Origin of the sequence: Shewanella sp. FJAT-52076 (assembly GCF_019457455.1) — a bacterium.
Lineage (GTDB): Bacteria > Pseudomonadota > Gammaproteobacteria > Enterobacterales > Shewanellaceae > Shewanella > Shewanella zhangzhouensis.
This window is the reverse complement of the sequence record NZ_CP080415.1, coordinates 1481317-1495611: the sequence shown is the minus strand read 5'-3', so window position 1 is coordinate 1495611 and position 14295 is coordinate 1481317. Positions and strand designations below refer to the sequence as shown.

Genomic DNA, 14295 nt, shown 5'->3' with positions numbered 1-14295 from the left:
TTAGTCGTTCCCCGCAGATACTGCGATCTTGTCTATACCGGCAGCCTTCACCTGGTCCAGAACTTTAACAACGATGCCGTGTTGGGCTTCTTTGTCTGCCTGGATCAGAACAGAGGCTTCTGGTGCTTCTGCCAACATACGCTCAACGTTTGCAGTCACACGCTCGATGTCAACCTGACGGTTTTCCATCATGATGACGCCAGTCTTGCTCACACCAATAAAGATGTTTGCTGAAGGCTTTTTAGTCGCTTGTGCTGCCGGAGGCTTGTTGTAGTCCAAACCAGATGGCTTCACGAACGAAGTAGTTACGATGAAGAAGATCAGCATGATGAACACGATGTCGAGCATCGGGGTCATGTCGATTTGAGCTTCCTCGTCTACGCTGGAATGCTTTTTACGAGCCATGTTAAATCTCTCTTTAGTGGTGAGGCAGACTGTCTTTCAGTCGCTCAAGGCTAATTCTCATCTTGGCATCCAGACGGGTACTGAAGAATACCCCGGACAGTGCCGCAACCATCCCTGCCATCGTTGGCATGGTGGCCTGAGAAATACCAGCCGCCATCATACGAGCGTTACTGGTGCCCTGTACTGCCATCACATCGAACACTGTGATCATACCTGTTACGGTACCGAGCAGACCGATCATGGGACAAAGTGCCACGAGAGTCTTGATCATCAGCATACGTGCGTTCATATCTTGCTTCGCTTGGGATACCCAAGCTTCACGGATACGGTGTGCATACCAGGAAGTGGTTTCTTCTCTGGCTTCCCATGAGGCGATGATCGCCAGATGCTGCTTTGGTGCTATCCAGTTAAGGTACCAAAAGCGCTCCAACATCAACACCCACATGAGAAACAACACTACCGCTACAAGCCAGAGGACGTCGCCTCCGGTGGCCATGAAGCCCCTGACGGAATCCCATACATCCATCAGGAATAGCATCATTAGTTAGCCCTCTTCTCAGCGTGTTCAGCAATGATACCTGCACTCTGTTCTTCCAGAGTTTGAACGATGGTCTTGCTGCGAGCCACAACGATAGCGTGAACCAGCATCAGAGGCAGAGCAGCAACCAGACCTTGAACGGTAGTTACCAGTGCCATAGAGATACCGCCGGCCATCAGTTTTGGATCGCCAGTACCGAACAACTGGATGCTCTGGAAGGTTGCAATCATACCGGTTACGGTACCCAGCAGACCCATCATAGGAGCGATAGCGGCCAGTACTTTGATGATAGAGATACGAGTCTCGATTGCTGGAGTTTCTTTCAGGATGGCTTCATCCAGTTTCAGTTCCAGAGTTTCAACGTCGGCATCTTTGTTATCCTGATACACTTTCAGGATACGGCCCAGCGCGTTGTTGCCTGGGTTAGCTACGTTCTTGGCCTGAGACTTAACTTTAGAACCAATCACGAACAGAGTCAGCAGACGCTCAAGACCAATCAGCAGACCCAGGGCCAGCAGACCGATGATGATGTAACCAATCACGCCACCGGCTTCGATACGATCTTGGAAAGAGGCTTTCTGGGTGAAGATGTTCAGCAGAGTACCGCGAGCAGGGTCGATGTACAGTTTGGCAGCACCGCTGGTAGTGGCTTCCCACTTAGCGATTGGCGCAACCTGGTAACCTTCAGGCTGAGCAGACAGCTGTTGGATCAGACCCAGTTCTGGGTTGTAAACCACATACTTGCCATCGGCAGTCAGGTTGAAAGAACCGATACGGTGCACAGTGGTGTTAACTACGTTACCGTCGATGTCGGTTACAGCAGCTTCAAACTTAACCACTTTGCCAGACTCAGCCATTTCGAACAGCTGTTCTTGCCAGAACTTTTCCAGTTCTTCAATTTTTGGCAGCTGCTTGCGAGAACCCAGATCAGCGATGAACACGTCACGCTTAGGGTACTGAGCAGATACGTTAGAGCCTACCAGCTTACCAGCGAAGTCACCGGCTTCACCTTTAACCACACCGAACATTTCACCCAGGTCACCCTGAGCGGTTTTCAGGTCTTCTTCGAGCTGAGCAATTTTACGCTCGTTGTCGATGAAAGCTTGGTTCAGGTCTTGGCCACGCTGCTTTTCGGCAGCCAGAGCAGACTTTTCACGCTGCAGCAGAGAAGCTTTGTCGCCACGCTCAGCTTTGAACTCAGCTTCGCGCTTGGCATTTACTTTACCTTCAGCGGCACGCTCAGTTTTAACTTGCTGAAGCAGTTGATCAATAGTCTTTGGCGCGTCAGCAGCACTAACCATACCGGCAGTGAGTGACAGACTGGCCGCAACAACGGCGGTAGAAATTAACTTCTTCATTATTTTGCAGTCTCCGCAGCTGGGATTGGTAACGCAAATAGGTCAAGAGCGCCTTGTTTACGGGCGATACGGATGCCTTTGGTCAGCTCACGCAGGTGGCTGTCTTCCAGCTTGTCCCAACCTTTGGTTTCTGAGTTGTACATCCAACCGGTTTTCTGGTCCAAGCTCTGAGCGTACAGAGCAACACGACCCAGGTTGAAGAAGTCAACCAGAACTTCCTTACCATCCAGGTTCAGCTTACCAGTAGTAACTGCAACGAAAGTACCGTACTCACGCTCGATGCTGTATGCATCAAGGATCAGACGATATTTTTCGGCCAAGGTAACTTCAGCAGTGCTGAGCAGATTTTTCAGATTTTCAACACGCTCTTTACGAGCTTCAGTGTTGAATGGCAGGTCCAGAGCAACAAACTGCTCCAGTGACTCGACCATCTTAAACATCAAAGGCACTACGCCCTGACGCAGTTTATCAACACCGTTGATGTCATCTTGAATAGACTTCATGGTCTTTTCCTGGTCTGCAACCAGAGACGCCAGATAGTCATTGTAGGCTTTCAGAGCCTCACGCTCATCAGCGACAGAGCCGTATTCAAACAGCATGTCCTGAGCTTGATCAAAGTAGCTGTCTACTTTCTTCTGAGATGCAGCAGCATCGGCGTGGATCTGGGCGTCGGCGTTTTGAACCTCTTTCAGAGGGTCTGCAACCACCAGGTTGCTGCCGGCCAGAGCCAACGCGCCAACGAGTGCAGTAGCGATTTTGGTTCTATTGCTTACCTTGGACATAGTTCCCAACCAATTTGAAGTGAATAAAGGTTTAACTTACAGGTAACTTAGGCAGTTTGAGGTGTCAAACGCCCGTTTGTCACACATAAGTTGGTCTTTCTCTTGTGATTGTTAGAGTTTTCTTCCCTTTCCTATGCCCCGCAGGGCATAGACCCGCTCGCATCATTTCACAAAATGTTGACCTGTGTCAACATGGGAGAATGGGCTGTGGACTGGGTTTGTAGGCAACTGGAATGCTAAACCCGATGACCAGCCAACATCTGATTCAGTCTCTTGAAAAGCGCAGATCAAAAGCGATTGTCATCCGCTGTTTGTCACTCTGGAACGGGGTAGTTCCGTGCCACATATAAGAGGGAAATACTACCAAAAGCCCGGTGTCTGGCTTAACACAGTAGTCGGGGCTATCCTGCACCCAATCTCCCAGTCCCGCCTCCCCAAATTTTATCCACCCTTCGCCCGGTTGGCTGTTCACCCCGGATACATCCAAATACAGGCACGCACTGAGATCGCCGGCATTATGAAAATGATTAGCATGAAAGTGCGTGTCGTTGAGCAGGACTGACCAGGAATCTGTGATAGTGAATTCATCCATTTTTAACGAACTCAACGGAGCAGATGAACTGAAATCTACACGGGAGAACAGCCCGGCCAACTGCCCCATCAGCCTTTCTTTCAGATCTTGAACATCAGGGTCATAGCTTTCGAACAAATGGCCAGTGGTCTGACTTCCTCCACGCAGTGATTGTTCAAAGGGTTCCCGATTGGCACTATGCATTTCAGTCAGTTTTTGCTTGAGCCGTTCATGGAGGTCGTTCGATGCCAGATCAATCTGAATACAGTTGATATGCTTATCGAAATCGTACAATCGTCTATATTCCTGTTCCCTACCACTCAATTTTAATACGCTGGCATAGAGCGCATACGTCCCCTGCTTAACATCCGGTAGTTTCAAACGGGCTTGCATCAGGGCAAACGCCTCATCAGTCCTTTTCATCGACAGCAGTGTCTTAACCTTCTGTTCAATGAATTGTCCATCTTCGGGTTGCTGTGCGATGAGCTCATTAATCTCGGTCAGGGCTTCATTAAAATACCCTAACTCGCAGACAATAAACGCTTTAAGAAATTGAAGGGCTGGACTCTTGAATTGCCCTTGATTTAACTCGGTTAGTTGTTGATAGGCAAACTCGAAGCGGCCACATTTAATCAGCTTTCTTAGATAGTCTTCAAGAACATCTGCTGAAGGAGTACTTTTAAGTGCTGATTCATAATGGATAAAGGCAGAATCCTGCCCGCTTTCCCATTCAAGTCGAAACAGCAAATCAAGGGCTCTTCGCTTGATAGATGGGACGCTCAACATGCCGGAGATAAACTCCTTAGCGCCGTCGATGTTTTCGTGTTGCAACACAATCTTGAACAGCAGTCCCATCAAACCGTCATTAAAGCCCGCAACCGGAATTCGGAATCGCAGCAGATCGAAGGCCTGTTGATTGTGATTCAGGGAATGCAGCAAAAAAGCGATTTTATAGAGTTGATTAGGATTGATATCGGTTTTTTGAGCCAGACGCTTAAGCTCGGAAGTGGCTTGTTCAACCTCCCCCAATCTTCTGTAGCATTCTATCAGCGAAATAAGCGAGCTCACATCATTCGGGCGGAGAATAAGGGATTGCTGCAAAGCAACTTTTGCTTGTGGCCAATCTTCCAACATAAAGTAAAGCCTGCCGAGATTCACCCAGGCATCGAATGAAGGCTGTAGCTTAATCGCATCGCGCAGTTGTGTTTCTGCGTCAGTCCACGCCTGTTTTGCAATGTTGATATTCGCCAACGTTATCAGATACTCGGGATTTCTTCTGACTGACAGTAACCAGCGAAGTATTTTTTCGGCCCCCTCCAGGTCGCTCAGCTTTCGGCGGCACTGCGCCAATAGGAAGTGCGCATCCAAATGGTGCGGAGTCTGCTGCACGACCGTCGAAAAACACTGGCTAGCCCCAGCGAAATTTCCTGCCTGAAAGAGTTGCACTCCAGAGATAAACACCTGTTGCGTATTCATCACCATTACACCTGTAAATAAAAAGCCAGCCCGGAGGCTGGCTTGTTGCTACGATAAATATCAGTTCAATTAGAACTTAACATTTACGCGAGCGTACCAGTACTGACCGGCAGTGTCGTAAGACACTGGGATGGTGTTCATATCCTGGTTGTTGGAGATGTATGGAGCATCTTCGTCGAACAGGTTACGCACACCCACTGTCAGAGACAGGTTGTCCATGGCGAAGTAAGTGCCCTGTACATCGTGATACCAGATAGAATCAGCAATGTTGTCCAGGTTGTCTTCGCTGGCGAAGTAGTCTTCACCTTCTGACTGGTAGCGGGTCTGCCAGCTTACAGACCAGTTATCCATGGTGTAGTTCAAAGACAGGTTGGCACGCAGTCTTGGGAACACAGCCAGGGTAGTTTCCCACTGGTCGGCAGCCACTTTACCGGCGGCAGAAACGATGTCAGCACCCTCGTATGGCAGGTAGTCATACTGCTCCAGGTAAGTACCGTTCAGCAGTGCAGAGAACTGGCCTTCACCGATGTCAGTCTTGTAAGACAGGTCAAAGTCATAACCTGAAGTCTCGAAGGTAGACAGGTTGGCGTTGGTCAGCAGGATACCTGCAACTGGACCGAGCGCGGTACGGTATGGAGAGGTTGGGTGTGGCGCATCACCAGTCAAGCTTGGGCCTTTGATCAGGTCACACAGTGGGCTTGAGAAGTTAGCTGAGTTCCAGCAAGCGCTAACCACGTTGTCAGTACCGGCAGTACCAATACCGTTGGTGATTTCAATGTTGAAGTAATCAACACTGGCGCTGAAACCGATATCGTGGCTGTATACGAAACCAGCAGTGAAGCTTTCAGACTCTTCAGGCTGCAGATCTGGGTTACCACCCACTACAGTAGAAGACTGGTTAGAAGACAGTTCGAAGTTTCCTGGCAGACCTTCGGCAGCACAGTTGGCTTTAACGGTCGCATTCTGAGAACCAGTAGCGTAGTTCTTACAAGGTTCAGCATAGGCCAGGTTGGTTTCAGACTGAGGAGCATACAGTTCACTTACGCTTGGTGCGCGGAAACCGTCAGCCAGAGTAGAACGCAGCATCAGACCGTCGAATGGAACCCACTCCAGACCGAACTTGGTGTTGGTAGAGCCATCATCCAGGAAGTCGAAGTCAGAGTAACGTACGGCAGCAGTCAAACGTACAGACTCGGCAAATGGCAGGCCTTCGAGGACTGGCATATCGAATTCGGCGTAAGCTTCGTTTACAGAGTAGTCACCGGAAGTTGGCTCACCGGCTACAGAGTAGATCTGGCCGATAGAAGCGGCACCATCAGGTACGCTCTGGTATTCGTCCCAACGCTTTTCAAAACCGGCAGCGAACATGACTTCACCACCTGGCAGCTCCAGACCGAACAGGCTACCGGAGATGTTACCCTGCAGCTGACGGGTCTCACCGCGAACGATCGGTGAGTTAGGTACGAAAGCGTAAGCCAGCATTTCTGGAGTCAGTGTACCTTCGGCCAGAGGGTTCCAAATACCTGGGCAATCTGAATCTTCTGCACACAGGTCTGGGTCAAGCAGGGTTTCGGCGCGGGTTGGGTTTACACGGCCCAAATCCAGGCGTGAGTCAACGTAACGGGCGAAGTTGTATGACAGATCCCAGTAGTAATCGCCCAGAGAACCTTCCAGACCAAACACCATACGGTAGTCAGAGAAGTCCTGAGTAAAACCACGACCGCCGGTCTCAGACAAACGACGAACCACAATCAGGTCTTCGCCGGTTGGGTTGTATGGGTTTGAGGCTGTCATGGTTGGTCCCCAGAAGGTACCTTCCGGAGCCATCAGCTGGTCGGACTGACGGTTGGTGAAACCACCTTCAACGAAACCGGTCAGGGTATCGCTGATTTCGTAACGGCCAGCACCGTTGATGCTGAACACTTCCTGAGGGGTAACCATGTAGCTGGCAACAGAGTAGTTGTAGCCATCAACCGCTTGGTCAAACTTACGGATTGCACCGGTTGATGGGTCAATTACGTGACCGCCAGCTGGGCTGTTTGCGCCAGTGTAGAAGAACTGACCGTAAGGGATGGTACCTGAACCACCGCAAACTTTCTCACCGTTACGTTCGAACAGTGGGCAAGCAGAGAAATCACGATCGCCCTGCCAAATCGCTTCACGCTTGGTGTATTGCAGAGACATAACCACGTTGCCGCGATCACTGGAGGTACCAGTGGTCACAGACAGCAGAGTCTTCTCACCGTCGCCTTCACTGGCGATATCGTACTGAGCACCGAACTCAATACCTTCAAAGTCTTTTTTGGTGATGAAGTTGATTACACCGGCGATAGCGTCAGAACCGTAAACGGTAGAAGCACCGTCACGCAGAACTTCGATACGCTCAACATAAGCAGTAGGAATAGAGTTCAAATCGCCGGAAGCGAAACGACGACCGTTGATCAGAACCAGAGTACGGCCTGAACCCAGACCGCGCAGAGAAGCAGTCGCAAAACCGCGGCTACCGTTGTTTACAGAAGAACCTTCGGCGCCACCGTTGATGGCAGGAATGTTTTGTACGAAGTCTTCGAGGGTAGCTACACCTGAGTTCGCGATGTCTTCAGCAGAAAACATGGTGATTGGACTGGCAGTTTCAAGGTCAGTACGCTTGATACGAGAGCCAGTTACTTCGATACGCTCGACTTTTTCGCCCTCGTCAGCTGCATATACAGTTGGCGCGGTAAACGCTGCAGTCGTCGCACCTGCTACTAAGGCAAAACGCACAGATTTTGCCAGCATGCTGTTCTTAAGCATCGTCTATCTCCCTGGATTTCAGTTTTTATAATTTGCCCTGTGGGCTTGTGTTGCAGGCGTTACACAAGTAAACGCCTTGTCACTTTCAACTGTGGATGGAAACACATAAAAAACATTTTTTCAACATCCAAAAACAGGGTAAATACAAATTGTTCGATGTGAGCGCTCAAATAATCAACACACATGCAGGTGTGATTTCATGTCGGTCAGCGAAGTAAATCCAGCATGGACAGCTTTCTCGGACGAAACTGGCAAGGAATAAACGTCGATAAGTCAGTAACAAACTATTGGTTATGTGTTTAATCAGGCATAAAAAAACCCGGATTAACCGGGTTCTTTCAGTAACGCTTTTATTACAATGTGTAACGAATACCGATTGCAATACCATCATCTTCCGAAAGTGCCATTCTGGCTTCCTGTTCGACATCGGCACTGCTGAAATCACTGAAATCTTTACGTCCTTCAACATAAAGCACTGTGTCTTTATCCCAAACATAATGTAAGCCTGCTACCACGAATTGACGTTTAAATACGTCGTTGGGATCGGCATTGAAGTTTGGCTGGATAACGTAATCACTGCCGGCATCCAGTAAGTTATAAGAAACAAATGCACGGAAACCATTATCAAATTTGTATGAGAACAGTGACTCAATACCATAGGCTTCTTTAATCAGGCGGCCGATGTTGTCTGTATCGTGGTTTTCGTTGTAGTTATAGTTAACCGAGGCATAAAAACCGTCTGCTTCGAAGTCACCCCAGGTCGCGCCCACACCATAGATAAGATCCACAGCGGTGATTTGTTCGCCATTACCGTAGGTAACATCAAATTCACCGCGGTTAACGCCAACCGACAGAGCCAGTTTGTCAGTAGCCTTCCAGGTAACAGCACCGCCGTAGGTGTAGTTATATTCAACCTGCTGAGCTTCGCGTTTACCCTGCTGCCACAAAGCTTCGCAATCAGCCTGAGTAATGTCGTCAAAGTCACAGGTAAAGAAGGTGCTGTTTTTTAGCTGAGCCTGAACGGCATAGCTGAAATCACCCACGCTGTTACGATATTGAATGACCTTATCACCACGGCCGGTACCGTTTACGGCGCCATCATCCTTGTTATAGGTGTAAACACCTGCGGCGTTTCCGTCCCATACAAAGCCATAGTTGGTGCCATATACCACGTCATACCAAGCGCCCCACTGCTTACCTATGGTGAGGGTACCCCAGGTGTCGTGGCTCAGTCCGGCATAGCCAAGACGGTTGTAAAAGAACTCATCCTGTACGGTTTCAAACTTGTTGTTATACACGATTTCACTGCTGCCAAAGGGATTGATCCCCCATTCGAGCAGGGCAAAGGCCTTCCAGTCGTGGCTGAGGACACGCTCAAAGCCAAAATTAATACGTGAGGCACCGTTTACCACTTCTGTGGTGTCCTGGGTATGGATTGCGCGGGCGTCGATAAAACCACCGATAGAGACGGCGTTTTTATCGTCTTTGTATATTTCGATGGCAGAAACGGTGGGAGCCACCAGCGAGGCCAATATAGCGCCGGCGATGAGAGTCTTGTTCATGGTGCCTAACCTTCTTTATGGAGATCGAGTCGCAGGATATTTTCCGTAATTTTATTTCCATCCTGGAACCGACGAAGATTAGCAAACCCCGAAGCACTCGACAAAGAAAAAATGCAGCAAACGTGTTAAAAATCACACCACACATTAAGATAAACCACTAACCAAAGGACATTTAACCGACTATTAACCCAAATAGCTCAAAGTCACACGACCTTAAACTAGATTAACAATAATTGCTCTGCGCCCGCCTTTTGGTAATTAACTTTCAAAACGGCGAGTATGGGTTCCAGGATAGGCATTAGCTGGCGGTCAAAGTAGTAGTCATAATCGATGGGCTGAGACAGATAACCCAGAGGCTCTGCACCGGCCTTAGTAAAGAGATAAGATATAGAAGCACCACGCTTGCCACGGCTGCTATCACCGGTTGCACTGACAAGCGCTGCGGCGGCTTTCACGTGGGGGGCAGACTTTGCCGTGTACTGGCTGATATCGCGCTTAAGCCGCTTTTGGAACACAAGCTCATTGTCATACTCTCCGGCAAAAAGCGCCTTTTCAACATCACTCACATACTCGAGCAGGTCTTCCTGCTGGAACAACCGGCGGTACAGCTCATACTGCACCCTGCGCGCCAGCGGGCTCCAATCGCTTCTAACCTGCTCCATTCCTTTAAACACCAGTACCTTTTCATCACCATTATCGTACCGTCCGACATAGCGCTTTTTACTGCCTTCAGTGGAATGCCTGAGGGTGGGCATAAAAAATTGCTCAAAGTGACGCTCAAACTCAAGCTCTAAAAAGCATTCCAATCCCTTGTCATCATGCAGTTGCTGTTGCCAGCGTCGATTCACCATCTCCACCAGGGCGCATCCTGTGGCCTTGGCATTCTGCGCATCATTTCCCAGCCAAACAAAAGTCGAATCCGTATCACCATAAATCACCTGAAACCCTTCAGCCTCTATCCAGGCCTTGGTAGTACGCATGATCTCATGGCCCCGCAGGGTAATGGAACTCGCCAGGCGATAGTCGTGAAATACGCAGCCCCTGGAACCCAGCACCCCATAGAGCGAGTTCATGATGATTTTCACCGCCTGAGACATGGGGCCGTTCTGGTTCGCCTTCGCCTCTTCTCTTCTACTGGCCAGGGTCTCTACGAGCTTTGGCAAAATGGGCGATTTGCGACTGAATCGTGCCCCGCGAAATCCTTCAACCGACATTGCCTCCGGCTCAGTCAGACCGAGCACCAAACCCTTTGGGTCAATTAAAAAGGTTCGGATAATAGAGGGGTAGAGACTCTTGTAATCCAGTACCAGTACGTTGCGATACAGGCCCGGAAACGAATCCATCACATAGCCCCCCGGGCTGTCAGGCCCTGGGATTTTTTGCATGGCAGGCGCGACAAAACCGGCGCGGTGCAAATGGGGCAGATAGAGATGATTAAAGGCTGCGACACTGGCCCCCACCCGGCCAAACTCCAATCCGGTAAGGCGCGCCCTTTCGAGGGCGAAATGAATCAGATCCGTCTTTTGAAAAATATCCCACACCAGGCGGCAGTCGGTTAGGTTATAAAAGGCCAGTGCCGCTTTGTCTTCGCGAAACAACCGGGTGATTTCCTCCCCCCGGTCATCCGGATTATGAATAGCCTTGCCCTCACCCAGAAGTTCACCCGCCACCCTGTCGAGTGCGAAACTGTCGAACTGATAGAATGCCGCTTTCAACCAGTCGATACCATCCAGTACCACACGGCCCGGCAAGTCCAGCGTCTCCGGCCTGTGTTTATCCTCTACTTTCCAATTGAGCGGCTTACCAAATCGCCCGATGCAAAGCCTCATGCCATGGTGTTTCGCCCGCCGCCACAGGAGTGACAAATCAAATGTCACCACAGACCAGCCCAACAAGATGTCGGGGTCAACCTCCAAAAACCAGCGTTGAAGCGACAAAAGCAGCGACACTTCATCCGCTGCCCACTCCACAGCAACCCTGTGATCCACACCATCGCGATGGCATGTGAGCACACCGTCCCCTTCGCCAACCATAATAACTTTGGGCTCGCAGTCGCCAAACAAGCCCACAGAATAAAGCTCCCCCGACATACTGCACTCGATATCGAGAGAGACTGCTTTCAGGGATATGTCTTCACTGGCGGCTCTTACCCGACTGGCAACAAACCGGCTTGGGTCACTTGCATCGAAGTAACCGTAAAATTCCGCATCCAGCGCCACAAAGCGCTCAATCAGGAACCGCTGCTCGGGCTTGATATCGGCCTCGTAAAGCGCAACATCCAGCTCCTGAGCCCGGCTGACCAGTCGCTTGAGCATCACTCCGGTACGGCAGTAGACAGCGTGTACAGGTTGCCTGCTGAAACTCTGCAGCGTAAGGGGCTGAGCCCAGGCTTCGGTCTGAGCAACCCCGATGAGTATTCGCTCTACTTCATCACTGTGGCAAAAGGCCATCGGCCTTTGATTGTGTACTTCCACCTTCACGGGCCCATTGGTGGTTTTAATCAGGTATTCGAGCACTGTGTCACCGCCGCGCTGCACACTGGCGCGTGTGAGCACCCGCCCCTTAAGTAGCGTTGGAGCCATTGATTCATTGGAGCCTGGGGAGCAAACGGATGACAATTCCATGGGCAGAGGGTCAAAAAACACACATTAGCAATGATTGCAGGGTTCTTAGCCTAAGCAATCACTGTTATTATGTACAGCATAATTGAGCTGCCGAGAGCCCCATGCTGCCAGACAAAGTCAAAACTCAGATCCGTGCCATCTATAAAGATATTGCCGCCGCATTGCCAAACTTCCGGTCCCGCCGCGAGCAAAACTTCATGGTCGCGGAGATCTCCAAGACACTGGCAGGGGAGTATGACAAGCACAGACGCATCATAGTCGTTGAGGCTGGCACTGGTATTGGTAAGTCACTGTCTTACATTCTGGGCACCATTCCCCTGGCATTGGCCCAAAAAAAGAAAGTCTGTATCGCCACTGCAACCGTTGCTCTGCAGGAGCAATTGCTGCACCAGGATCTGCCTTTTTTTTTGGCACAGTCCGGACTGAACTTTCGTTTTGGGCTGGTAAAAGGCAGGCAAAGATATGTGTGCCTTGCCAAGCTGGAGATGCTCATCGGCGACAACAATGGCACTCAAATGGCCATGTGGCAGACCAAGCCTGATACGGCGCAGGTTGAAATGCTGCAGAAACTGCACAACGATTTTCATAAGGGCCTCTGGAACGGCGAAATAGACACCCTCGAAACGCCCATTCCGGATCACCTGTGGCAACAGATAGCCTGTGATAAGCATTCCTGCCATCGGCAAAATGCCAGCCACCGCCAATGTCCTTTCCACAAAGCAAGGGAAGATGTGGACACCTGGGATGTGCTGATTGCCAACCACAGTTTGCTGTTCGCCGATCTCGAGCTCGGCGGCGGGGTGATACTGCCCGATCCCGAAGAAATGTTTTACGTGATTGACGAAGCCCACCACCTGCCTGTGGTTGCCAGAGACTTTTCCAGTGCGCAGGCGACACTGAGAGGCGCTGCCGATTGGCTGGAGAAAATTGGCAAAACCGCCGCCAAATTGCAAAACCAAATCAAGAGCAACAACATCATAGCGCCATCTCAGGCCATGCAAGACCATGTCGCTGACATCGCCGGTATGCTCAATCAGGTAGCCCATTATTGTGACGGCGAAAAAGCCCGCTTCGATAACCCGGAAAACCGCTTGCGTTTCACCCATGGCGCTCTGCCCGAGGTGCTTAAACGCCACGCGGAAAACCTGGCTACTGCCACCAGTGGCGCCTTGAAGCAGTTCAATAAAATGCAGCTGCTGCTTGGAGAAGCCATTAAAGATGGCGATATTCCGCGTCATCAGGCCGATACGCTGCAAACCGAGACCGGCTTTATGCTGCAGCGGCTTGAGAATCTGCACAAGCTCTGGAAAATGATGGCAAAAGAGGACAGTAAAAAAGGGGCGCCCACCGCGCGCTGGATTGAACTCCTGCCGGCCACCAAACAAGTGGACTACCTGCTTTGCGCCTCCCCCATCGAAGTGGGCTTTATGCTGGAATCCATGCTGTGGGAAAAGGCGGCTGGGGTGGTGCTTTGCAGTGCAACCTTACGGGCACTCAACCAATTTGACTATTTCGCCCATCAGGTAGGGCTTTCACTACACGATGGCAGTCGCTATCTAGCGCTCCAATCGCCTTTCGACTTTGAAAACAATGCCACCCTGTATTTGCCCAAAATGCGCACTGAGCCAACCGACGACAATTACACCGACGAACTGGCCGAACATATTTTAAAACTTACTGAGCATGAAATGGCCAGCCTGGTGCTGTTTGCCTCTTATTGGCAGATGGAAAAAGTCGCCGATATCCTTGGCCCCAAACTGAAAATCCCGTTGCTTATCCAGGGTAACTCGCCGCGCCAACTGCTGCTGGACAGTCATAAAAAGCGTTGTGATGAAGGCAAGCCGTCGTTGCTCTTTGGCACCGGCAGTTTCTCAGAGGGCCTCGACTTGCCCGGTGAATACCTTACCAACTTGATTGTCACCAAACTGCCCTTTGCGGTGCCCACATCACCGGTAGAGCAGGCCCATGCGGAGTACATCAAGGAAAAAGGCGGCAATCCCTTTTTGCAACTGACCATCCCCGACGCCTCACGCAAGCTCATCCAAAGCTGCGGCCGTTTGCTGCGAAAAGAGCAGGACTATGGCAGGATCACCATATTGGACAGACGCCTTGTGAGTAAAAGATATGGCAAGTCTCTGCTGGACGCCCTGCCACCCTATCGCAGGGTTATTGAATAGGAACCCTCT

The 14295-nt window shown here is 50.5% G+C and carries 9 protein-coding genes; 1 reads left to right on the top strand and 8 read right to left on the bottom strand.

Features of this window, described 5'->3' with window-relative positions; all coding sequences use genetic code 11:
- The 8 genes from K0H79_RS06445 to K0H79_RS06410 form a co-directional block, all read right to left on the bottom strand.
- Nucleotides 1-405 carry a biopolymer transporter ExbD gene (locus K0H79_RS06445; RefSeq protein WP_011759373.1) on the bottom strand — a complete coding sequence of 135 codons (405 nt, stop codon included), beginning with the start codon at nucleotides 403-405 and terminating at the stop codon, nucleotides 1-3.
- A gap of 13 nt (nucleotides 406-418) precedes the next feature.
- Nucleotides 419-946, bottom strand: a complete 528-nt coding sequence (locus K0H79_RS06440; protein ID WP_011759372.1) for a MotA/TolQ/ExbB proton channel family protein — start codon at nucleotides 944-946, stop codon at nucleotides 419-421.
- Nucleotides 946-2301: a MotA/TolQ/ExbB proton channel family protein gene (locus tag K0H79_RS06435; protein WP_220067286.1), complete on the bottom strand. Its 1356-nt coding sequence runs from the start codon at nucleotides 2299-2301 to the stop codon at nucleotides 946-948. The genes K0H79_RS06440 and K0H79_RS06435 overlap by 1 nt, the downstream gene beginning before the upstream one ends.
- Nucleotides 2301-3083 carry a DUF3450 domain-containing protein gene (locus tag K0H79_RS06430; protein ID WP_220067285.1) on the bottom strand — a complete coding sequence of 261 codons (783 nt, stop codon included), beginning with the start codon at nucleotides 3081-3083 and terminating at the stop codon, nucleotides 2301-2303. The genes K0H79_RS06435 and K0H79_RS06430 overlap by 1 nt, the downstream gene beginning before the upstream one ends.
- Before the next feature lie 265 nt (nucleotides 3084-3348).
- Nucleotides 3349-5130 (bottom strand): tetratricopeptide repeat protein, encoded by a 1782-nt coding sequence (locus tag K0H79_RS06425; protein ID WP_220077703.1) that lies wholly within the window; start codon nucleotides 5128-5130, stop codon nucleotides 3349-3351.
- 69 nt (nucleotides 5131-5199) lie between these two features.
- Nucleotides 5200-7923, bottom strand: a complete 2724-nt coding sequence (locus K0H79_RS06420; protein ID WP_220077702.1) for a TonB-dependent receptor — start codon at nucleotides 7921-7923, stop codon at nucleotides 5200-5202.
- Between the two features lie 353 nt (nucleotides 7924-8276).
- Entirely contained in the window at nucleotides 8277-9485 is a 1209-nt protein-coding gene (locus tag K0H79_RS06415) for a porin (RefSeq protein ID WP_220077701.1), read from the bottom strand.
- A 218-nt stretch (nucleotides 9486-9703) separates the two neighbouring features.
- Nucleotides 9704-12067, bottom strand: coding sequence for a DNA polymerase II (locus K0H79_RS06410; RefSeq protein WP_258405486.1), 2364 nt, complete (start codon nucleotides 12065-12067; stop codon nucleotides 9704-9706).
- Nucleotides 12068-12210: 143 nt separating this feature from the next.
- Here K0H79_RS06410 and dinG point away from each other — a divergent pair, with 143 nt between their 5' ends.
- Complete coding sequence (dinG, locus tag K0H79_RS06405) at nucleotides 12211-14286, top strand: ATP-dependent DNA helicase DinG (protein WP_220077699.1); 2076 nt, start codon at nucleotides 12211-12213, stop codon at nucleotides 14284-14286.
- The last annotated feature ends 9 nt before the right edge of the window (nucleotides 14287-14295 follow it).

Bases quoted from the DNA above. Each gene is read 5' to 3' on its own strand.
- K0H79_RS06445 (WP_011759373.1), bottom strand. From the start codon at position 405: ATGGCTCGTAAAAAGCATTCCAGCGTAGACGAGGAAGCTCAAATCGAC.
- K0H79_RS06440 (WP_011759372.1), bottom strand. From the start codon at position 946: ATGATGCTATTCCTGATGGATGTATGGGATTCCGTCAGGGGCTTCATG.
- K0H79_RS06435 (WP_220067286.1), bottom strand. From the start codon at position 2,301: ATGAAGAAGTTAATTTCTACCGCCGTTGTTGCGGCCAGTCTGTCACTC.
- K0H79_RS06430 (WP_220067285.1), bottom strand. From the start codon at position 3,083: ATGTCCAAGGTAAGCAATAGAACCAAAATCGCTACTGCACTCGTTGGC.
- K0H79_RS06425 (WP_220077703.1), bottom strand. From the start codon at position 5,130: ATGAATACGCAACAGGTGTTTATCTCTGGAGTGCAACTCTTTCAGGCA.
- K0H79_RS06420 (WP_220077702.1), bottom strand. From the start codon at position 7,923: ATGCTTAAGAACAGCATGCTGGCAAAATCTGTGCGTTTTGCCTTAGTA.
- K0H79_RS06415 (WP_220077701.1), bottom strand. From the start codon at position 9,485: ATGAACAAGACTCTCATCGCCGGCGCTATATTGGCCTCGCTGGTGGCT.
- K0H79_RS06410 (WP_258405486.1), bottom strand. From the start codon at position 12,067: ATGGCTCCAACGCTACTTAAGGGGCGGGTGCTCACACGCGCCAGTGTG.
- dinG (WP_220077699.1), top strand. From the start codon at position 12,211: ATGCTGCCAGACAAAGTCAAAACTCAGATCCGTGCCATCTATAAAGAT.